The sequence below is a fragment of the Nocardia rhizosphaerihabitans genome, from assembly GCF_014646295.1.
In the GTDB taxonomy this organism is placed as follows: domain Bacteria; phylum Actinomycetota; class Actinomycetes; order Mycobacteriales; family Mycobacteriaceae; genus Nocardia; species Nocardia rhizosphaerihabitans.
The window spans coordinates 376830-399648 of sequence record NZ_BMNE01000002.1 but is presented as its reverse complement, the minus strand read 5'-3'; the positions used below and the strand labels follow the sequence as shown (position 1 = coordinate 399648).

The window sequence follows — 22819 nt, the reverse complement described above, 5'->3', positions numbered from 1 at the left end:
GTGTTCGACGGACGCAGCGGCGCGGTGCGCTCGGCATCGGTGATGCGGGTGTCGGCGTAGCCCACCAGGTCGAGCAGGTCGATGCGGACCTGCGCGGTGTCGATCTCCAGGTCGGTGCCCGAGGTGAGCACACACACCGGATCCGCCGTCGCCAGAATGTATTCCGTGCGCTCGGCCGGGTGATCGGGATCCAGCGGCACATACGCGCCACCGGCCACGCTCACCGCGTACATGCCGACCACCAGGTCGATCGAGCGGCGCATGCCGAGGGCCACATAGGTTTCCGGGCCGACACCGCGATCGATCAGCCAGCGCGCCAGGCGGTAGACCCGCTGGGCGAACTCGGCGTAGGACAGGTTCTCGCCTTCGAAGCTGAGGGCGGTGGCCTGCGGGGTGCGCGCCAGCTGCGCCTCGAACATCGAGACGAGGGTGGCCTGCTGGTCCACCTCGTGCGCGGTGGCGTTCCAGTCGCGCACGACCAGCTCGCGTTCGGCGGCGTCGAGCAGTTCGATATCGCCAACGGCCACACCGGGTTCGGTGGTGATCGCGGTGAGCACCCGGATCAGGCGCTCGGCGATGCGGTGCACGGTGGCGGCGTCGAACAGGTCGCTCAGGTAGCCGGCGCGGATGCGCAGCTGGGTGTCGAGCTGGGCGATCAGCGACAGCGGGTAGTGCGTGGCGTCGGCGGCGTCCAGACCCGTGACGGCCATGCCGTCGATGTCGGCGGCCTGGGCCTTGATGCCCTCGGCGTCGACCGGGTAGGACTCGAAGACCACCAGCGAGTCGAACAGGCCACCGATACCGGCCGCCGACTGGATGTCGGCCAGGCCGATGTAGTGGTGGTCGAGCAGGTCGGCCTGCTCGCCCTGGGTGCGGGTCAGCACCTCGCGCACCGATTCGGCGGCGTCGAAGCGCACGCGCACCGGGACGGTGTTGATGAACAGGCCGACCATGGATTCCACACCGGACAGCTGCGCGGGACGGCCCGAGACGGTGGTGCCGAACAGCACATCGTCGCGGCCGGTCATCCGGCCGAGCACGATCGACCAGGCGACCTGCAGCACGGTGTTCGGGGTGACGCCGAGATCGGCGGCCAGCGCGACCAGGCGGGCGGTGGTCGGCTCGTCCAGGTCGAACAGGTGCTCCTCCGACAGGGCCGCGATCTCGCGGCTGGCGTCGGGGCGTGCCAGCAGGGTCGGCTCGGTGACGCCGCGCAGCGCGTCGGACCAAGCCGCGACCGACACCGAGTGGTCCTGCTGGGCAACCCATTCCAGGAAGTGCCGGTAGGAGCGGACGGCGGGCAGCGCGCTCGTGTCGCCGTGCAGGGCGTAGAGCGCGAGCAGGTCGCGCATGACCAGCGGTGTCGACCAGCCGTCGAGCAGGATGTGGTGGTTGGACACCGCGAAGCGCCACTCGTTCTCGGCGATGCGGATCAGGGTGAACCGGATCAGCGGCGGTGCGGCGAGGTCGAAGCGGGCATTGCGGTCGGCCTCGACGAGGTCGGCGAACTCGCCCGTTTCGGTGCGATCGTGTTCGGTCCAGGCCACCTTCGCGTGTTCGAGGACGATCTGCACGGCATTGCCGTCGTGGTCGGTGACGAACGCGGTGCGCAGGGTCTCGTGCCGGTCGAGCAGGGCCTGGGCGGCGGCGCGCAGACGGGTGGCGTCGACGCGACCGGTCAGCGTCAGGACCGCCTGCGCGGTGTAGACGTCGACCGAGCTGGCGGCCAGGCGCGCGTGGAAGAACAGACCGGCCTGCAGCGCGGCCAGCGGCCACACCTGGGTCAGCTCGGGGTAGCGCTTCTCCCAGACGTCGATGTCGCGCTGGGTGGAGCGCACGAGCGCGAAGTCGGACGGCGTGTGGCCGCCAGCGTCGGCCGAGTTGGCGTGCCGGGCAACGGCTTCCAGCGCGGTAATCCACAGGTCGGCGAACTCGCGCACCTCGGCGGCGCCGAGCAGGGTGCTCGGGTAGCCGATATTGGCGCTGAGCTTGTCGCCGACGACGATCGCGTTGACGTCCAGCGGCGCCATCGCGGGCATGTCGGCGTCGTAGGCGCCGCCGAGGGCGGCCAGCTCGGGTGCGGGGATCCAGCCGAAGCCGCGCAGCGCGTCGGGCACGTCGCTGTCGGCGACGCGGCCCAGGTAGTTGAAGCTGATCTGGCCGGGCAGCTGGGCGGGCAGTTCCGCCGCGGTGTCGGCGTTCATGTACCGCAGCAGGCCATAGCCGATGCCCTTGTCGGGCACGGACAGCAGCTGCTCCTTGACGGCCTTGACCGCCTGGCCCAGCGCGGGACCACCGGCGAGCGCGGCATCGATGTCGATGCCTGCCAGGTCGAGACGGACCGGGAAGATCGCGGTGAACCAGCCGACGGTGCGCGACAGGTCGGCGCCGGGCGCGACCTCTTCCTCGCGGCCGTGGCCCTCGAGGCGCACGAGTAGCGCGTCCTCGTCGTGCGTCGCGCCGTTGCCCGCTGCCTTGGCCGCGGTGACGCGGGTGCTGCGCCACTTGGCGGCGGCCAGGGCCAGCGCGGTGAGCAGACCGTCGTTGACGCCACCGTGGAACAGGGCGGGCACGGTGGTCAGCAGGGCCTTGGTGACCTCGGCGGACACTTCGACCGGCAGCTTCTCGATGACGCCGGAGACGTCGACCGCCGGGTCCATCGGCCGCTCGGTGAGCAGCGGATCCGGGGTGGCGACGACCTCGCGCCAGAAGTCGAGTTCGGCGGTGCGCTCGGGGGTGCGCGCCTCGTCGGCGAGCGCGTGCGCCCAGGCCCGCATGGAGGTGGCCGGGGCGACCAGTTCCGGCTGCTGGCCGGCGGACAGCTGGCCCCAGGCAGCGACGAAGTCGGGCACCAGGATTCGCCAGGACACGCCGTCGACCACGAGGTGGTGGGCGACGACGATCAGGCGGCCTGCCCGCGCGGTGGACCGGGTACCCGCGGCAGCGGCAACGCCGTCGGTAGCGGTCGTCGGGGCCGCGCCGGGCAACGAGATGGCCGGGGCGGCCGCGGTGGCGGGCTCCAGCCACACGAAGCGGACGACGACACCGGCGGCCGGATTCAGCCGGTCGAGGCTGGCGTCCAGTGCGGCGGAGGCGATCTCGACGAGCTGGTCGTCGGTGGCATCGGCCGGGAAGGTGCTGTGATCGATCAGCGCGTCGACGTCGACGGCACCGGCCGGTGCGGTGTCGACGACCCAGCGCCCGTCGACCTGGTGCAGGCGCGAGCGCAGCATGTCGTGGCGGTCGATGACCGCGCCGACGGTGGCGGCGATGCCGGCGCGGTCGATGCCGACCGGCAGTTCCAGGGCCATGGTCTGGTTGAACCGGTCGAACGAACCGGGCCGCTCGGCCATGAACCGCACCACCGGGGTCAGCGGCAGCTCGCCGACGCCGCCACCGGGCAGCTCGGCCAGGGTGACCGCGGAAGCCGCCGCCACATCGGCGGTTTCGGCCACCGAGGCCAGACCGGCGACGGTGCGCTGTTCGAAGACGTGGCGCGGGGTGAACAGCACGCCGCGGGCCTTGGCCCGGGAGACGAGCTGGATGGAGACGATCGAGTCGCCGCCCAGGGCGAAGAACGAGTCGTCGACACCGACGCGCTCGACACCGAGCACCTCGGCGAAGACCTCGGCGATGGTCTGCTCGATCGAGGTGCGCGCGGCGCGGAAGGTGACCTCGGTGGCGAACACCGGCTCCGGCAGCGCCTTGCGGTCGAGCTTGCCGACCGGGGTCAGCGGCACGTGGTCGATCACCATGATCGACGAGGGCACCATGTAGGCGGGCAGGCGATCCTCGACGTGCGCGGTCAGCGCCGCGACGTCGATCGAATGACCGGGCGCGGCAACCACATACGCGACGAGCGAGACCGCGCCCGCGGTGCTCTTGTGGCCGACGGTGGTCGCGAAGTCGACGGTCTCGTGCGAGGCCAGGGCCGAGTCGATCTCGCCCAGTTCGATACGGAAACCGCGGATCTTGACCTGGAAGTCGGAGCGGCCGACGTATTCGACGGTGCCGTCGGCGGTCCAGCGCACGACGTCACCGGTGCGGTACATCCGCTCCCCCGGCACGAACGGATCGGCGACGAACCGGTCGGCGGTCAGCCCGGCGCGGGCGTGGTAGCCGCGCGCCAGCTGGATGCCCGACAGATACAGCTCACCCGCGACACCCACCGGAACGGGCTGGAGCTGGGCGTCCAGGATCAGCGAGCGCATGCCGCGCGTCGGGCCACCGATGGTGACCAGCTCGCCCGGCGTCAGCGCGGCGCTGATGTTGGTCATGATCGTGGTCTCGGTGGGGCCGTAGCCGTTGTGGAAGGCACGAGTAGTGCCGTCCGCCAACGGAACAGCCCACTTGCTCACCAGGTCGGCGGGCACCGCTTCACCACCGGCGACCAGCACCCGCAGCGAGTCCAGGCCGCTCGGATCGAAGGTGGCCAGCGCGGCGGGGGTGATGAAGGCGTGGGTGACCCGCTCGGCGCGGATCAGCTCGGACAGTTCGTCACCGCCGTAGACGCCCGGCGGGACGACGACCAGCGCGCCGCCGCGGGCCAGCGCCAGCAGCAGTTCCAGGATCGAGGCGTCGAACGAGGGCGAGGCGAAATGCAGTGCGCGGGTATCGGAGTCGAGGGCGTAGCGCTTGGCCTGCTCCTCGCCGAAGTTCGCCAGACCCGCGTGGGTGACGACGACGCCCTTGGGGACGCCGGTCGAGCCGGAGGTGTAGATGACGTAGGCGGGCTGTTCGGGCGTGGTCGCGCGGACCAGTTCCGAATCCGCGATCGGGCCGCCGTCGAAGGCGTCCAGATCCAGCTCTTCGAGCACCAGCCAGCGCACTGCGCCGGACTGCGTCTCGGCCGAAGGCCCTGCGTGGTCACGCTCCGCTACCGCCTCCGGGCCCACCGGCCGAGACGCGGTATCCGGCAGGCCCTCGCGCACGGAGGCGACGGTGAGGCCCAGCGGTGAACCGGAGTCGGTGACCATGTGCGCGATGCGGTCGGCCGGGTAGGTCGGGTCGACCGGCACGAACGCGGCGCCGGTCTTGGCGACGGCCCAGGCGGCGAAGACCGAGTCGGCCGAACGCGGGACGCCGACGGCGACGAGGTCTTCGGCGCCGATGCCCTCGGCGATCAGCAAGCGCGCCAAGCGGTTCGAGCGTTCGTCGAGTTCGGCGTAGGACAGAGCTGTCCCCTGGAACACGACGGCATCGCCGGTCGGGTTCTGCGCGACGGCCTCGGCAAGCAGGCTGCGCAGGGTGCGGGCGGGCACCGGCGGCTCGCCGACGCGGAACACCAGGTCGGTCCGCTCGGCGGCGTCGAGGACGTCGATCGCGCCGACGGTCACCGCGGCATCGGCGGCGACGGCTTCGAGGACGCGCTCCCAGCGGGTCGCGATGGTCTCGACGGTGGCTTCGTCGAACAGTTCGGTGGCGTAGTTCAATGCCAGCGCCATGCCGCCGCTGCCGGGCTCACCGAGCTCGGAGAGGGTGAACTGCAGGTCGAAGCGGGCGACGCTCTCGTCGAGATCGAGCGCCGAGACGGCGAGGCCGGGCAGTTCCAGGGTGGTGCGGTCGAGGTTCTGGAAGGCCAGCATCACCTGGAACAGCGGGTTGCGCGACTGCGAACGCTCCGGCGCCAGCAGTTCCACCAGGCGCTCGAACGGCACGTCGGCATTGCCGTAGGCGTCGAGGTCGGCCTTGCGGGACTGCTCGAGCAGGTCGGTGAAGGACTCGGCCGGGCGCACGCCGGTGCGCAGCACCAGGGTGTTGACGAACATGCCGACCAGGTCGTCGAGGGCCTGCTCGCCACGGCCCGCGATGGGCGTGCCGATGGCGATGTCGTCGGAGCCGGACAGGCGCGAGAGCAGCACCGCGAGCGCGGTGTGCATGACCATGAACAGCGAGGCGCCTTGACGACGCGCCACCTCGTCGAGCTTGGCGATGAGCTCCGGCGCGAGCTCGCGGTGCACGGTGGCGCCGCGATGCGAGGCGATGGCCGGGCGGGCCCGGTCGAACGGCAGGGTCAGCTCGTCGGGGATGCCGGCGAGCTGGCGCTGCCAGTACCCGACCTGGCGCGACATCAGCGAGTCGGCGTCGTCCTCGGTGCCGAGCACGGCGCGCTGCCAGATCGCGAAGTCGGCGTACTGCACCGGCAGCGGCGCCCAGCCGGGCGCGGTGCCCTGGGCGCGGGCGGTGTAGGCCAGCATCACGTCCCGGGTCAGCGGCGCGATGGAGAAACCGTCGGCGGCGATGTGGTGCACGACCACGACCAGCACATGCTCGGTGTCGGTCACCTTGAACAGGCGGGCGCGCAGCGGAACCTGTTCGGCCACATCGAAACCGGTGGACACGAACTCGGTGACGGTGCCGAACAGCTGATCCTGCGCGACCGTGACCGGGCGCAGATCCAGCGAGATGCGTTCCGCCGCAACGATCTGCTGCACCGGGGTGCCGCCGTGCTCGGGGTAGCGGGTGCGCAGCGACTCGTGCCTGCGCACCAGGTCGGCCAGTGCCAGCGACAGCGCCTCGGTGTCGAGCGCGCCGGTCAGGCGGATCGCGACGGGCAGGTTGTAGGCGGCCGAGGTGGTGTCGTACTTGTTGAGGAACCACATGCGCTGCTGCGCGAACGACAGCGGCACCAGTTCACCCTCGGTGCGCTCGCGAGCGACCAGCGCCGCGCGGGCGGTGCCGCCGGTGTGCGATTCCACCCTGGCCGCAAGGGCTTCCACGGTGGAGGCTTCGAACAGCGCGCGCACCGGCACGGTGGCGCCGAGCGCGGCGCCGATGCGGGCGACCACGCGGGTGGCGATGAGCGAGTTACCGCCGAGGTCGAAGAAGTCGTCGTCGACACCGACCCGGTCCAGGCCGAGGACGTCGGCGAAGACCGCGGCGACGGTCTCCTGCACCGGGGTGACCGGGGCACGGAAGGCCCGCGCCTGCACCGCCGGAGCGGGCAGCGCGCGACGGTCCAGCTTGCCGTTGACGGTCAGCGGGATCCATTCCAGGCGGACCAGGGCCGCCGGAACCATGTAGGCGGGCAGCTGTTCGGCGGCGCCGCTGCGCACGACGTCGAGGTCGGGCTGGGCGTCGCCGTCGGCGACCACGTAGGCGACGATGCGCTGGTCACCCGGCTGGTCCTCGCGGACGATGACCGCGGCCTGGGCGATGCCCGGCTGGGCCAGCACGGCGGCTTCGATCTCACCGAGTTCGATGCGGAAGCCGCGGACCTTCACCTGGTCGTCGGCGCGGCCGAGGTATTCGAGTTCGCCGAAGCGGTTCCAGCGCGCGAGGTCACCGGAGCGGTACAGGCGCGAACCGGCCTGGTTCGGGCCTGCCAGGGGGTTGGCGACGAAGCGGGTCGCGGTCAGGTCGGGGCGGCCGAGGTAGCCACGCGCCAACTGCGGTCCCGCGACATACATCTCACCCGCGACACCGACCGGCACCGGGCGCAGCCGGTTGTCGAGCACGTACACGCCGAGGCCCGCGATGGCCCGGCCGACGACCGAACCGGCCGCGGCGGCAATGGTTTTCGCGTCGAGCGCGCGGAACGATACGTGCACCGTGGTCTCGGTGATGCCGTACATGTTGACCAGCGTCGGCGAGCTGTCGCCGTGGCGGGCAACCCAATCCGAGAGGCGGCGCAGTTCCAGCGCCTCGCCACCGAAGACGACGTAGCGCAGGGCCAGCGGGTCCAGGCCGGGTCCGGCGATCCGGTCGGCCTCGGCGAGCTGGTAGAACGCCGACGGCGTCTGGTTGAGCACCGTCACCTGCTCGACGCGCAGCAGTTCCAGGAACTGCTCGGGCGAGCGCGAGGTGTAGTAGTCGACGACGATCAGCGAGCCGCCGAACAGCAGCGGACCCCACAGCTCCCACACTGAGAAGTCGAAGGCGTAGGAGTGGAACAGCGTCCACACGTCGCGCGGGCCGAAGCCGAAGTCACGGTCGGTGTTGGCGAACAGGCGCACCACGTTCCGATGCGCGACGGCGACGCCCTTGGGGCGGCCGGTCGAACCGGAGGTGTAGATGACGTAGGCGACATTGTCCGGCGAGAGCGGGGCCAGCCGGTCGGCGTCGGTGATCGGCAGGTCGTCGGCGTCCTCGACATTGCCGGTCTCCACGGCGAAGCCGTCGAGCACGACCGAGGGCAGCTCCGCGGGCACCGTCACCTGGACGGTGGAATCGAGGACGACGCTGGTGGGGCGGGAATCCTCGAGCACGTAGGCGATGCGCTCGGCCGGGTAGGTCGGGTCGACCGGCACGTAACCGGCGCCGGTCTTGACGACGGCGAGCAGCGCGACGACCAGGTCGAGCGAGCGCGGCAGGATCACCGCGACCAGCGACTCCGGGCCCGCGCCGTCGGCGATCAGCCTGCGCGCCAGTACATTCGCGCGCCGGTCGAGTTCGGCGTAGGTCAGCGATTCGACGCCGAACTTGGCGGCGATGCGGTCCGGGTAGGCCGCGGCGGCCGCGTCGAACAGGTCGACCAGCGTCGTGTGCTTGTTGCCGAACAGGCCACGGCGGTGACCGGCCGGGGTGCTGGCGTCGTGGATGACCGGCAGGGCGATGGCGTCGGCGCCGGAGGACACCCAGCGCTGCGCGACGTCGCGCTGTTCGGCCTCGCCGAGCAGGTCGATGTCGCCGACGATCACGTCCGGGTTCTCGGCGACGCTGCGCAGGATGCGGATCAGGCGGTCGCCGAAGGCGGCGACGGTCTCGGGGTCGAACAGATCGGTGGCGTAGTTCCACGACATGGACAGCGAGCCGTCGGCGGCTTCGCCCACGGTCAGCTGCACGTCGAATTTCGCTGTGCCCGGGTCGAAGTCGACGACATTGAGGTCGAGGCCGGGCAGGGCGACGGTGCCGGTGTCGGCGGCGGTGGCCGCCTCGAAGGTCAGCGCCACCTGGAACAGCGGGTGGTGGGCCTGCGAGCGGGTGGGGCTGAGCACGTCGACGAGGCGCTCGAACGGCACGTCGGCATTGGCGAAGGCCGACAGGTCGACCTTGCGGACCTGGTCGAGCAGGTCGCCGAAGCTGCCGCCGAGGTCGACCTCGCTGCGCAGCACCAGGGTGTTGACGAACATGCCGACGAGGTCGTCGAGGGTGCGCTCGCCGCGGCCCGCGATCGGGGTGCCGATCGCGATATCGGTGCTGTTGGACAGGCGCGCGGCCCAGGTGGCCAGCGCCGCGTGCATCACCATGAACAGGGTGACGCCGTGGGCGCGGGCGATGTCGGTCAGCGCGCGGTGCAGGTGGGCATCTACCGAGAAGCGGTACAGGTCACCGGCATTGGTGGCGATCTCGGGGCGCGGGCGGTCGGCGGGCAGCTCGATCTGGTCGGGCAGATCGCGCAGCTGCTCGGTCCAGTAGGCGATCTGGCTCGCGGCGACCGACTCCGGATCGGACTCCTCGCCGAGGACCTCACGCTGCCACAGCGTGTAGTCGGCGTACTGCACCTCGAGCGGGGCCCACGCGGGGACCTCGCCGCGGACACGCTCGGTGTAGGCCACGACGACGTCGCGCAGCAGCGGACGCAGCGAGAAACCGTCACCGCTGATGTGGTGCATGACCAGCACGGCGACGTGGTTGCGCTCGTCGACGCGCAGCAGGCCGGCGCGGAACGGCACCTCGCGGGTGACGTCGAAGTGCACGCTCGCGAGCTCGACCACGCGGGCGACGACCTCGTTGGCGGTGACCGGCTGGGCCGGCAGCGCGAAGCGGACCTCGTCGGCGGGCAGGACCTGCTGGTAGCCGGCGCCCTCGACCTCGGGGTAGAAGGTGCGCAGCGACTCGTGCCGCGCGGTCACATCGGCGATGGCCGCTTCCAGCGCGGCGACATCGAGGTCACCGGTGAGGCGGATCGCCACCGGGATGTTGTTGACGGCGGTGCGGTTGTCGAAGCGGTTGAGGAACCACATCCGCTGCTGAGCCTGCGACAGCGGCACCAGTTCCGGGCGCGGCTGCGGCACCAGCGGGATACGCCCGCCGCGACCGGTGGCGGTCTCGACCCGGGCCGCCAGCGCGGCCACCGTCGATGCCTCGAACAGCGCGCGCAGCGGCACCTGGGTGTCGAGCGCCTCGGACAGACGCGCCGCGACCCTGGTGGCCACCAGCGAGTTGCCGCCGAGTTCGAAGAAGTCGTCGTCGAGGCCGACCTGACCGGCGCCGAGCACCTCGGCGAAGGTGGCGGCGACGATCTGCTGCACCGGGGTGACCGGCGCCTGGAAGGTGCGCGCGGCGAACACGGGCGCGGGCAGCGCCTTACGGTCGAGCTTGCCGGAAGCGTTGAGCGGGAAGGCGTTCAGCACCACATACGCGGCGGGCACCATGTAGACGGGCAGTTCGGCGCCGAGGGCGTCCTTGACCGCGTCGGTGTCGACGGTCATGCCCTGCTGCGGGATGACATAGGCGACCAGCTGGTCACCGGTGCGCTCGTCGGCACGGACCACGACCACCGACTGCGCGATCTGCGGCAGCGCGGTGAGCGCCGACTCGATCTCGCCCAGCTCGATGCGCAGACCACGCAGCTTCACCTGGAAGTCGGTGCGGCCCAGGTACTCCAGCTCGCCGTCCGCGGTCCAGGTGACGAGGTCACCGGTGCGGTACATGCGCTCGCCGGGGGCGAACGGGTCGGCGACGAAGCGGTCCATGGTGAGGTCGGGGCGACCCACATAGCCGTGCGCGAGCTGCACGCCCGCGAGATAGAGCTCACCCGCGACACCCACCGGAACGGGCCGCAGCCGCGAATCCAGCACGTACAGACGGGTGTTGAACACCGGCGCGCCGATCGGCACGGTGTCGGTGTCGGCGTCGGTGACCTCGTGATAGGTCACGTCGACCGCGGCCTCGGTGGGGCCGTACAGGTTGTGCAGCGCGGCGCCGGTCAGCTCGCGCAGGCGCTGCGCGGTCGGCGACGGCAGCGCCTCACCGGAGGCGAACACATTGCGCAGCGAGACACAGTCGGCGGCAAGGGGTTCGGTGACGAACACAGCCATCATCGACGGCACGAAGTGCACCGTGGTGACCTGCTCGGCCGCGATCAGGCGGGCCAGGTAGGCCGGGTCGCGATGGCCGTCCGGCTTGGCGACCACCAGGCGCGCGCCGACCTGCAGCGGCCAGAAGAACTCCCACACCGACACGTCGAAGGTGGCGGGCGTCTTCTGCAGCACCACGTCGTCGGCGGCCAGGCCGTAGGCGGCGTGCATCCACACCAGGCGGTTGACGATCGCGGCATGGCTGACCGCGACGCCCTTCGGCCGACCGGTTGAACCGGAGGTGAAGATGACATAGGCGGTGTTGTCCGAACGCAGCGGGCGATGCCGGTCGGCATCGGTGACCGGCTCGGCCGACTGGCCGGACAGGTCGAGCTGATCGATGCGCACCTCGCGACCGGCCACGCCGGGCAGGCTCTCGCCGGAGGTCAGCACGCACACCGGCTGGGCGGTGTCGAGGATGTGCTCGATGCGCTCGGCCGGGTGATCGGGGTCGAGCGGCACGTACGCGCCACCGGCGGCGGACACGGCGTACATGCCGACCAGCAGGTCGATCGAGCGCCGCATGCCGAGGGCCACATACGATTCCGGGCCGACACCGGCGTCCTTGAGCCAGCGCGCCAGCTGACGCACCCGCACCGCGAACTCGGCGTAGGACAGACTCGTCCCCTCGAACGTGAGCGCGGTCGCGTCGGGCGTGCGCGCGACCTGCGCCTCGAACAGGGCGTTGAGGGTGGCCGGGTCGTCGTCGCTGGGGGTGCTCAGCGCGGCGTCGACGGCGAATTCGGTGTCGTTCCACCGGTCCAGCACCAGGGTGCGTTCGGCGGCGTCGAGCAGCTCGATATCACCGACGGCGACCGACGGGTCGGCCACGATGCCGGTGAGCACGCGCAGCAGGCGCGCGCCGAAGGTGGCGGCGAAGCCGGCGTCGAAAAGGTCGGTGGCGTAGACGAGTTCGGCCTCCATGTGGCTGTCGTCGTCGGCGGGCACCTCGCTGAGCGCCAGCTGCAGATCGAACTTGGCCACGTGCTGGTCGATGCCCAGCTCGGAGACGGTGAGGCCGGGCAGTTCCAGGGTGGTGCGGCCCAGGTTCTGGAATGAGAGCATCACCTGGAACAGCGGGTGCCTGGCCTGCGAGCGGGCCGGGTTGAGCACCTCGACGAGGCGTTCGAACGGCACGTCGGCGTGGGCGAAGGCGGCCAGGTCGTTCTCGCGGACCTGACCGAGCAGGTCGGTGAAGGAGACCGCGGGGTCGACCCTGGCGCGCAGCACCAGGGTGTTGACGAACATGCCGACCAGGTCGTCGAGCGCCTGCTCGCCACGACCGGCGACGGGGATGCCGACGGCGATGTCCTCGGTGCCGGACAGGCGCGACAGCAGCGCGGCGAAGGCGCTGTGCACCACCATGAACAGGGTGGTGCCGTGCTCGTGGGCGACCCGGTTCAGCGCGTCGACCAGCTCGCCCGGCACCTCGAAGCGGTGGGTGCCCGCCTGGTAGGTGGCCTGCGCCGGCCGCGACTTGTGGCCGAGGCGCAGTTCGTCGGGCAGGTCGGCGAGCGCGCCGCGCCAGTAGTCGAGCTGCTCGGAGATCAGCGAGGTGGGGTCGGTCTCCTCGCCGAGGGTTTCGCGCTGCCACAGCGCGTAGTCGACGTACTGGACCTGCAGCGGCGGCCAGCCGGGTTCGGCGTTGGCGGTGCGGGCGACGTAGGCGGTCATCAGGTCGCGCACCAGCGGGCGCAGCGAGAAACCGTCGGCGGCGATGTGGTGGACCACCATCACCAGCACGTGCTCGCGCTCACCGAGCTCGTAGACGCGCAGGCGGACCGGGGCGTGCGCGGTGACGTCGAAACCGCGGCGGGCGAACTCGTAGAGCGAGGTCGCCATGTCGGTCTCGTCGGCCTCGACGATTTCCAGCTCGGGGATGGAAACGGCGGCTGCGAGGACCTTCTGGAAGGCGGTGCCGTCGTAGGACGGGTAGACGGTGCGCAGCGACTCGTGCCGCGCGATCACGTCGGCGACCGCGCCGCGCAGCGCGGGCAGATCGAGCAGGCCTTGCAGGCGGACGGCGACCGGGATGTTGTAGGTACCGGTGTCGCCGGTGTCGCCGAGATCGAAGCGGTTGAGGAACCACATGCGCTGCTGGGCGAGCGACAGCGGCGGGTGCTCGGGGCGCTGCCGCGCGGTGAGCTCGGCGCGCACACCGGTGCCCGCGTGCGATTCCACGCGGGCCGCGAGCGCCCCGACGGTGGGCGCTTCGAACAGGGTGCGCACGCCGACCTCGGCGTCGAGGGCCTTGCTCAGCCGGGCCGCGACCTGGGTGGCGACCAGGGAGTTGCCGCCGAGGGCGAAGAAGTCGTCGTCCACGCCGACGCGCTCGGCGCCGAGCAGGTCGGCGAAGATCTCGGCCACGATCTCCTCGATCGGGGTCGAGGGCGCGCGGAACATCTTGGCCTCGAACACCGGCGCGGGCAGCGCCTTGCGGTCGAGCTTGCCGGAGGCGTTGAGCGGGAACTCGTCGAGCACGACCAGCGCCGCGGGCACCATGTAGGCGGGCAGCTCGGCGGTGATCCCCGCCTTCACCGCGGCGACATCGATGCTCGAATCCGCTTCGGGCACCACGTAACCGACGAGCTGGTCACCGGCGTGCGCGTCGGCGCGCACGACGACGACCGACTGCGCGACGCCCGGCTGGGCCAGCAGGGTGGCCTCGATCTCGCCGAGCTCGATGCGCAGACCGCGCAGCTTCACCTGGAAGTCGGTGCGACCCAGGTAGTTCAGTTCGCCGTCACGGGTCCAGGTGACGAGGTCACCGGTGCGGTACATGCGCGAACCGGCCGCGCCGTACGGGTTGGCGACGAAACGGTCGGCGGTGAGATCGGCGCGGTTGAGGTAGCCGACGGCGAGCTGATCGCCCGCCAGATACAGCTCACCCGCGACACCGGCGGCCACCGGATGCAGACGCGAATCCAGCACGAACACCTTGGTGTTCCACACCGGATGGCCGATCGGCACCGACTCCACGTCGGTGTCGACGACCTCGTGATAGGTGACGTCGACCGCGGCCTCGGTGGGCCCGTACAGGTTGTGCAGGCGGGCGCCGGTGAGCTCGCGCAGGCGCTGCGCGGTGGGCGCGGGCAGCGCCTCACCGGAGGCGAACACCTGACGCAGCCGGACCGCGTCGCCGTTGCCGTTGCTGCCGAGGGTGGACACGAACACCGACAGCATCGACGGCACGAAATGCGCTGTCGTGATGTCGCGTTCGGCGATGATCTGGGCCAGGTACACCGGGTCGCGGTGGCCGTCGGGCTTGGCGACGACCAGGCGCGCGCCGGTCTGCAAGGGCCAGAAGAACTCCCACACCGACACGTCGAAGGTGGCCGGCGTCTTCTGCAGCACCGCGTCGGCGGCGTCGATCGGGTACTCGTGCTGCATCCACAGCAGTCGGTTGACGATCGCGGCATGGTCGACCGCGACGCCCTTGGGGCGACCGGTCGAACCCGACGTGAAGATCACGTAGGCCGTGTTGGACGCCCGCAGCGGGCGGGTGCGCTCGGCATCGGTGATCGGCGCTGCGCTGAAATCGGCGGGCAGCTCGATGTTCTCGACCGCGAGCACGGTGACGCCCTCGGCCTCGAACGCGTCGCGGCGGCTGGTGAGCACCAGGCGCGGCTGCGCGGTCTCGATGATGTGGCCGATGCGGTCGGCGGGCTGGTCCGGGTCGAGCGGCACGTAGGCCGCACCGGTCTGCAGCACCGCGTACATGGCGACGACGAGCTCGGTGGAGCGCCGGATCGCCAGTGCCACATGGTCGCCGGGGCCGACGCCGGAGGCGATCAGGCTGCGGGCGATGCGGTTGGCCCGCTCCTGCAGCTCGCGGTAGGACAGCGACTCGTTCTCGTAGACGAGCGCGACCGCGTCGGGAGTCCGCTCGACCTGCGCGTCGAACAGCGAGACCAGGGTGCCCGCGGGCACCTCGCGCGCGGTGTCGTTCCAGTCGACGAGGACCTGCGCGTGCTCCTCGGGAGCCAGCAGATCGATGTCGCCGACGGACACCTCGGGGTCGGCGACGATGGCGGCGAAGATGTTGTCGAGCCTGCGCGCGAACGCGGCGACCGTCGACTCCTCGAAAAGGTCGAGCGCGTAGGAGAATTCGGCCGCCATGCCGCCGGCTTCGCCGTCGGTGTCCTGGACCTCGGTCAGCGTCAGCTGCAGGTCGAACTTGGCCAGCTGGGAGTCGTAGTCGATGCCGCTGACCGACAGGCCGGGCAGCTGCAGCGAGGCCTGCTTGTTGTTCTGGAACGACAGCATCACCTGGAACAGCGGGTGACGCGCCTGCGAGCGCGGCGGGTTGAGCACCTCGACGAGCCGCTCGAACGGCACGTCGGCGTGCGCGAACGCCTGCAGGTCGGTCTCGCGGGCCTGGTCGAGCAGGGCGGCGAACGGGGTCGCGCCGTCGACCTGCGAGCGCAGCACCAGGGTGTTGACGAACATGCCGACCAGGTCGTCGAGGGCCTGGTCACCACGGCCCGCCACCGGCGTGCCGATGGCGATGTCGCTGGTGCCGCTGGCGCGGGCCAGCAGCACGGCCAGCGCGCTGTGCATGACCATGAACAGCGAGGCGTTGTAGCGGCGGCCCAGTTCGACCAGGGCGCGCTGGGTGTCGCCGGAGATGACGAAGCTGTAGGTGCCACCGCGGTAGGTGGCGACCGGCGGGCGCGGGTGATCGGCCGGGAGCACCAGCTCGTCGGGCAGATCGGCGAGTTCGCGGGTCCAGTAGTCGATCTCGGAGGAGATCAGCGACTGCGGGTCGTCCTCGGAACCGAGGACCTCGCGCTGCCACAGCGCGTAATCGGCGTATTGGACCGGCAATTCGGCCCAGGTCGGCGCCTCCCACGAGGTGCGCGCGGCGTAGGCGACGATGACATCGCGCGACAGCGGCGCCATCGACCAGCCGTCGGCGGAGATGTGGTGCACCACCATGCCGAGCACGTACTCGGTCTCGCTGATCTCGAAAAGCCGTGCGTGCAGCGGCACTTCGCTGGTCACGTCGAAGGCCATCGACGCCAGGTCGATCAGGTGGTCGATGAGGTTGTCCTCGGTGACCCGGTAGGGGGTCAGGTCAGGGACGATCTGCGCGGCGTCGAGCACCACCTGCACCGGGCCGTTGCCCGACTCGGGGAACACCGTGCGCAGCGACTCGTGCCGGTCGATCACGTCGATGACGGCGACCTGCAGCGCGGCCACATCGAGGTCACCGGACAGCCGGATCGCGACCGGGATGTTGTTGACCGCCGAGGCGGTGTCGAAGCGGTTCAGGAACCACATGCGCTGCTGGGCCAGCGACAGCGGCACCAGGTCGGGCCGCTCGCGGGCGACCAGCGCCTTGCGCGCGCCGTCACCGGCCTGGGACTCCACCCGCGCGGCCAGCGCCGCGACGGTGGGCGCCTCGAACAGCATGCGCACCGGGACACGGGTGTCCAGGGCGATGCCGATGCGGGAGGCGACCTGGGTGGCGATCAGCGAGTTGCCGCCCAGCTCGAAGAAGTCGTCCTCGACACCGACGCGCGAGAGCTCGAGCACGTCGGCGAAGACCTGCGCGACGATCTGCTCGATCGGGGTGGTCGGGGCGCGGAACTCGCGCACCTCGAACACCGGCGCGGGCAGCGCGCGGCGATCGAGCTTGCCGTTCACCGTCAGCGGGACGGCGGCGAGCACCATGATCGACGACGGCACCATGTACGCCGGAAGACGCTGCGCCACATGGTCGGTCAGTTCGGGGATATCGATCGAACGGCCCGGCACCGCGACCACGTAGGACACCAGCGAGGTGCTGCCGCCCTTGTTCTTGTGACCGATGCTGACCGCGAAGTCGACGGTCTCGTGCGAGGCGAGCGCGGAGTCGATCTCGCCCAGTTCGATACGGAAACCGCGGACCTTCACCTGGAAGTCGGAGCGGCCGACGTACTCGACATTGCGGTCGGCGGTCCAGCGCACCACGTCACCGGTGCGGTACATCCGCTGGCCGGGCGCGTACGGGTTGGCGACGAAGCGATCCGAAGTCAGCGCGGCGCGCGCGTGGTAGCCACGCGCCATGCCGACGCCGCCGATGTAGAGCTCACCGGCCACGCCCACCGGCACGGGGCGCAGACGGTCGTCGAGGATCAGCGTGTGGACACCGCGGATCGGGCCACCGATGACGACCCGCTCCCCCGGGATCAGACCCTCGGAGAGGTTGGAGGCGATGGTGGTCTCGGTGGGGCCGTAGACATTGCCCAGCATGCGGCGCGAGCCGTCGGGCAGGCGGACCGCCCACTTGGTGACCAGCTCCGGCGGGACCGCCTCGCCACCGGCCGCGAGCACCCGCAGGTGATCGAGGCCGCGCGCGTCGAAGGTAGCCAGCGCGGCCGGGGTGACGAACGCGTGGGTGACTTCCTCGGTGATGAGGATGTCGCGCAGTTCCTCACCGCCGTAGACGCCCGGCGGGACGACGACGAGCGTGCCGCCACAACCCAGCGCGAGCAGCAGTTCCAGCACCGACGCGTCGAACGAGGGCGAGGCGAAATGCAGTGCGCGGGTGTCGGAGTCGAGCGAGTACAGGTCGATCTGCTCGGCGCAGAAGTTGGCGACGCTGGCATGGGTGACCACGACGCCCTTGGGCACACCGGTGGAACCGGAGGTGTAGATCAGGTACGCGGGCTGCGCGGGATCGGTCGGGCGGACCAGTTCGCGCGGGGCCAGCGGCGCGTCGGAGAACTCGTCGAGATCGATCTCGTCGATCTCGATCCAGCGCACCGACTCCGGCAGCTCACCGGCCTCGGAGGTGACCGTGATGCCGACGGACACACCGGCATCGGTGATCATGTGCGCGATGCGGTCGGCCGGGTAGTTGGGGTCGACGGGCACGAACGCGGCGCCGGTCTTGGCGACCGACCACACCGCCAGCACCGATTCCAGCGAACGCGGCACGGCGACGGCCACGAAGTCCTCGGCGCCGAGACCCTGCTGAATCAGCAAGCGCGCCACCTGGTTCGAGCGGCGATCGAGCTCGCCGTAGGACACAGCTGTCCCCTCGAACACGACCGCGGTCGCCTCGGTGTCGCGGGCGGCCTGCGCCATCAGCTGCGGCAGCGTGCGCGCGACCGCGGCCGGCGCGCCGTAGCGGGTGACCAGGTCGGTGCGCTCGGCGTCGTCGAGCACGTCGATGGCGCCGACGGTGACGGCCGGGTCGGCCAGGATCGCGTCGAGCACGCGCCGCCAGCGCAGCAGCAGTTCCTCGACGGTGGAGCGGTCGAACAGGTCGACGGCGTAGGTGAGCACGCCGGTCATGCCCGACAGCGAGCCCGAACCGGTGTGCTCCTCGGTGAGGGTCCACTGCAGGTCGAACTTGGCCATGTCGACCTCGACCTCGTCGGCATCGACCGACAGGCCGGGCAGTTCCAGGGTGCCGTGCGACATCTCCTGGAACGAGAGCACCACCTGGAACAGCGGGTGGCGGGCCTGCGAACGCGACGGGTTGAGCACGTCGACGAGCCGCTCGAACGGCACGTCGGCATTGGCGAACGCGCTCAGGTCGGTCTCGCGGGTGCGCGCGAGGAATTCGCTGAACGGCTGGGTCGGGTCGACGTCGGAACGCAACACCAAGGTGTTGACGAACATGCCGATCAGGTCGTCGAGCGCCTGCTCGCCACGGCCCGCGATGGGGGTGCCGACCGCGATGTCGGTGGTGCCCGACAGCCGTGCCAGCAGCACGGCCAGCGAGGCGTGCACGACCATGAACAGGGTGACGCCGTTGGCGCGGGCCAGTGCGGACAGCTGCTCGTGGGTCTCGGCGTCGATGTCGAAGCCGACGCGCGCGCCACGGAAGCTCTGCTGCTGCGGACGCGGGCGGTCGCTGGGCAGGTCGAGCTGATCGGGCAGGCCGTCCAGCGCCCGCTGCCAGTAGTCGAGCTGGCGCGCGGCCATCGACGCCGGATCGCTCTCGGCGCCGAGCAGTTCGCGCTGCCACAGGGTGTAGTCGCGGTACTGCACCGGCAGCGGCGCCCAGCCGGGGGCCTCGCCCGCCGCGCGGGACAGGTAGGCGGTGGCGACGTCGCGGGCCAGCGGACCGAAGGAGAAACCGTCGGCCGCGATGTGGTGGACGACGAAGGCGACCGCGAATTCCGGTGTGCCGTTGGTCGTTCCGCCGGTCACCTGATAGATCCGCACGCGGATCGGCAGTTCCAGGGTGACGTCGAAACCGGTGGAGGCGAAGTTGATCAGCTCGTCGTGCAGCAGCGACTGGTCGATCGGGGTCACCGTGATGCCCAGGTCGAACTCGTCGGGGCCGAGCACCTGCTGGAAGCCGCCGTCGGCGTCGGGGAAGATCGTGCGCAGCGATTCCTGGCGCACGACAACGTCGTCGAGCGCCGCGATCAACGCGTCGACATCGACGCGGCCCTTCATCCGCACCACGAACGGCAGGTTGTAGGTCGGCGCGGCGGGGTCGAACTGGTTGATGAACCACATCCGCTGCTGAGCCAGCGACAGCGGCACCTGATCCGGATGCTGCTGAGCGATCAGCGGCGGCCTCGTGGCTGCAACATCTGCGGGCGTTGCGGATTCGGCGCGCGCGGCCAGGCCTGCCACGGTCGGGGTCTCGAACAGCGCGCGCACGCCGAGCTGGATGCCGAACGCGGCACCGATCCGGGCGACGACCTGGGTGGCGACCAGCGAGTTGCCGCCGAGTTCGAAGAAGTTGTCGTCGGCGCCGACCCGCTCCTGGCTGAGCACGTCGGCGAAGATGCCCGCCACGATCTGCTCGGCCGGGGTGCGCGGTGCGCGGAAATCGCCCGCGGCAGCGCTGAACACGGGCTCGGGCAGGGCCCTGCGGTCCAGCTTGCCCGAGGTGTTGAGCGGGAACGCGTCGAGCACCATGATCGACGCGGGCACCATGTAGGTGGGCAGCTTCTCGGACACGAAACGGGTCAGCGTCGCCGGATCGGCGGACTGGCCGGGCGCGGGCACGATGTAGGCCACCAGCTGCTGGCCGGTCGCGGTGTCGACCACCAGCACCGCGGCCTGGCTGACGGTCGGGTGCGCGAGCAGGTCGGTCTCGATCTCGCCGAGCTCGATGCGCTGACCACGGAACTTCACCTGGAAGTCGGTGCGGCCGATGTACTCCAGCACGCCGTCGGCGTTCCAGCGCACCAGGTCACCGGTGCGGTACATACGCTCGCCGGGGGCGCCGACGGGGTTGGCGACGAAGCGGTCCGAGGTCAGGTCGGGGCGGCCGCGGTAGCAGCGCGCCAGCTGACGGCCCGCCAGGTACAGCTCACCCGGCGCGCCGATCGCGGCCGGGCGCAGGCGCGAATCCAGTACGTAGACTTCGACATTCCACTCGGGGATACCGATCGGCACCGTGACGGTGTCGGCCTCGGTGGCCTCCCAGTAGGTGACCGAGACCGCGGCCTCGGTCGGGCCGTACAGGTTGTGCAGGCCCGCGGTGGAGATCGCACGCAGACCAGCGGCGGTCTCCGGCGGCAGCGCCTCACCGATGACGAAAACCGCACGCAGCGTGGCGCATTGGGCCTGGGTGGCGTGCGAGACGAAGACGGTGAGCATCGACGGCACGAAGTCCGTCACGGTGACGCCGTGCCGTTCGATCATGTCCGCGACATACAGCGGGTCGCGATGGCCGTCCGGCGAGGCGATGACCAGCTTGGCGCCGACCATCAGCGGCAGGAAGTAACCCCACAGCGACACGTCGAAGGTGGTGGCGGTCTTCTGCAGGTAGACGTCGTCGGCGGTCAACCGGTACTCGTCGAGCATCCACAGCTCTTGGTTGACGATCGCGTGGTGGGTGACCGCGACGCCCTTGGGGCGGCCGGTCGAACCCGAGGTGTAGATGACGTAGGCGGTGTTGTCCGGGCGCAGCGGCGCCAGGCGCTCGGCGTCGGTGAGGGGGGTGTCTGCGAACGCGGTGGTGTCGAGGGTGTCGATCTCCACCCTGGCCACCGTGCTCGGTAGGTCCAGGTCGTCGCCGGTGGTGGTCAGCACGCAGACCGGTGCCGCGGACTCGAGGATGTAGGCGGTGCGGTCGGCCGGGTGATCCGGGTCGATCGGCACGTACGCGCCACCGGCCCGCAGCACGGCGTGCATGCCGACGACCAGGTCCAGCGAGCGGCGCATGCCCAGCGCCACCAGCGACTCCGGGCCGACGCCGTCGGCGATCAGGAAGCGGGCCAGCCGGTTGACCCGGGCGCCGAACTCGGCGTAGGTGAGGGTCTGGCCCTCGAAGTCGAGGGCGATGTTGTCCGGGGTCAGCGGGATCTGCGCGTCGAGCAGCGCGGGCAGCGTGGTCGCGGGGACCTCGTGCGCCGAGTCGTTCCACTCGGTCAGCGAGCGCTCCAGCTCGGCGGCGCCGGTGACCGGCAGGCTCCACACCGTGGCCGCGGCGTCGGCGGCCAGGAAGCGGTCGAAGAACTCGAGGAACCGGCTGTGGTGGGTGGCCGCGTCGGCCGCCGAGTACAGGTTCGGGTTGGTCTCGAAGTCGATGTGCGAGCGGGTGCCGCCGTGCGACTGATAGAAGTTGACGCCGAGGTCCTCGATGGAACCGGTGGAGAGCACGTTGAGCGTGCCGTCCATGTCACCGAAGCGCAGCTCGTTGTCGAACAGCATGATGTTGACCCACGGGCCGAAGAACTCCGTGGCGACCATGCCGTCGCCCGCCGAGTCACGACGGATGTCCTCGTGGCGGTAGCGCTGGTGGCGCAGGGCGCCGGAGACCTCGGTGGTGACCGAGCGCAGCAGGTCGGCGACGGTGGTGTCGTGGCCGACGCGCAGGCGCAGCGGAACGATGTTGGAGGTCACACCGCCGGAGCGGCGCATCACGGCGGTGGTGCGGCCGGTCACGGGCAGGCTGAGGATGACGTCCTCGGTGCCGGTGATCTGCGCCAGATACGCCGCGAAACCGGCGATCAGCAGCGGGGCCGAGGTGGTGTCGTGGCGGGTGATGGCCTCGCTGAGCAGGGTGTCCTGCGCCGGGCTCAGCGCCGCGCTGGTGACATCGTTGACCGGCGACGGCGGCGCAGAGCGGCCGGTGAGGCTGCTGCCCTCTTCCAGTCCGGCCACGCGCTGGGCCCAGTGCGCCTTGTCGGATTCGAAGCGGGTGCTGTCGCGGTAGGCGATCTCCGACTCGTAGAGCGTGCGCAGGTCGGTGGCCTTGTTGGCCGGTGCCTCGGCGCCGGTGACGGCCGCGGTGTAGAGCTGTGCCGTGCGGGTGACGAAGTTGTTGGCGCCGAAACCGTCGAGCACGATGTGGTGGACGCGGGCGTACCAGTACCAGCGCTCGTCCTCTAGCTGCAGCGCGGCGGCCTGGACCAGGCGGTCCTTGACGATGTCGAGCGGGCGGCTGTACTCGCCGCGCATCCACTCCGCGGCGGCGGCCTCGGGGTCGGACTCGCCGCGCAGGTCGACATAGATCAGCGTGTCGTCCTGGGTGAGGTCGACGGTCTGCATCGGTTCGCCGTCGATCTCGACGATGCGCAGGAAGCCCGACTGCTGCTCCGCGGCGGCCTCGGAGCTGACGCGCTCGAGGGTGGCCACGTCGAGGTGTCCACGCAGGTCGACGAACTGGGCGATGTTGATCGGCACCAGCGGGTCGACGTGCTGCGCGTACCAGATACCCAGCTGTGCGGGCGAGAGCGGGAAGTACTCCGCAGAGTCTCCACGTCCGTCACCAGTTTCGCCGTTTCCGCCGAAATCCAGCCGGTCCAACCCAAACCTCGTTTCCGGAACACCTGGGTAGGCGCTCCCCGACGACACCGGAACGCAGGCGCCTCAGCCAGAACTAGCGTGGCGCC

At 70.7% G+C, this 22819-nt stretch carries 1 protein-coding gene (running past one end of the window); it reads right to left on the bottom strand.

The features are described from left to right. On the bottom strand, positions 1-22733 hold the 5' portion of the coding sequence (locus IEY60_RS08275; protein WP_189025763.1) for a non-ribosomal peptide synthase/polyketide synthase. Its footprint begins 21100 nt before the window's first position; only the first 22733 of its 43833 coding nucleotides appear in the window; its start codon is at positions 22731-22733; the stop codon falls past the left edge of the window. Positions 22734-22819 lie beyond the last annotated feature (86 nt).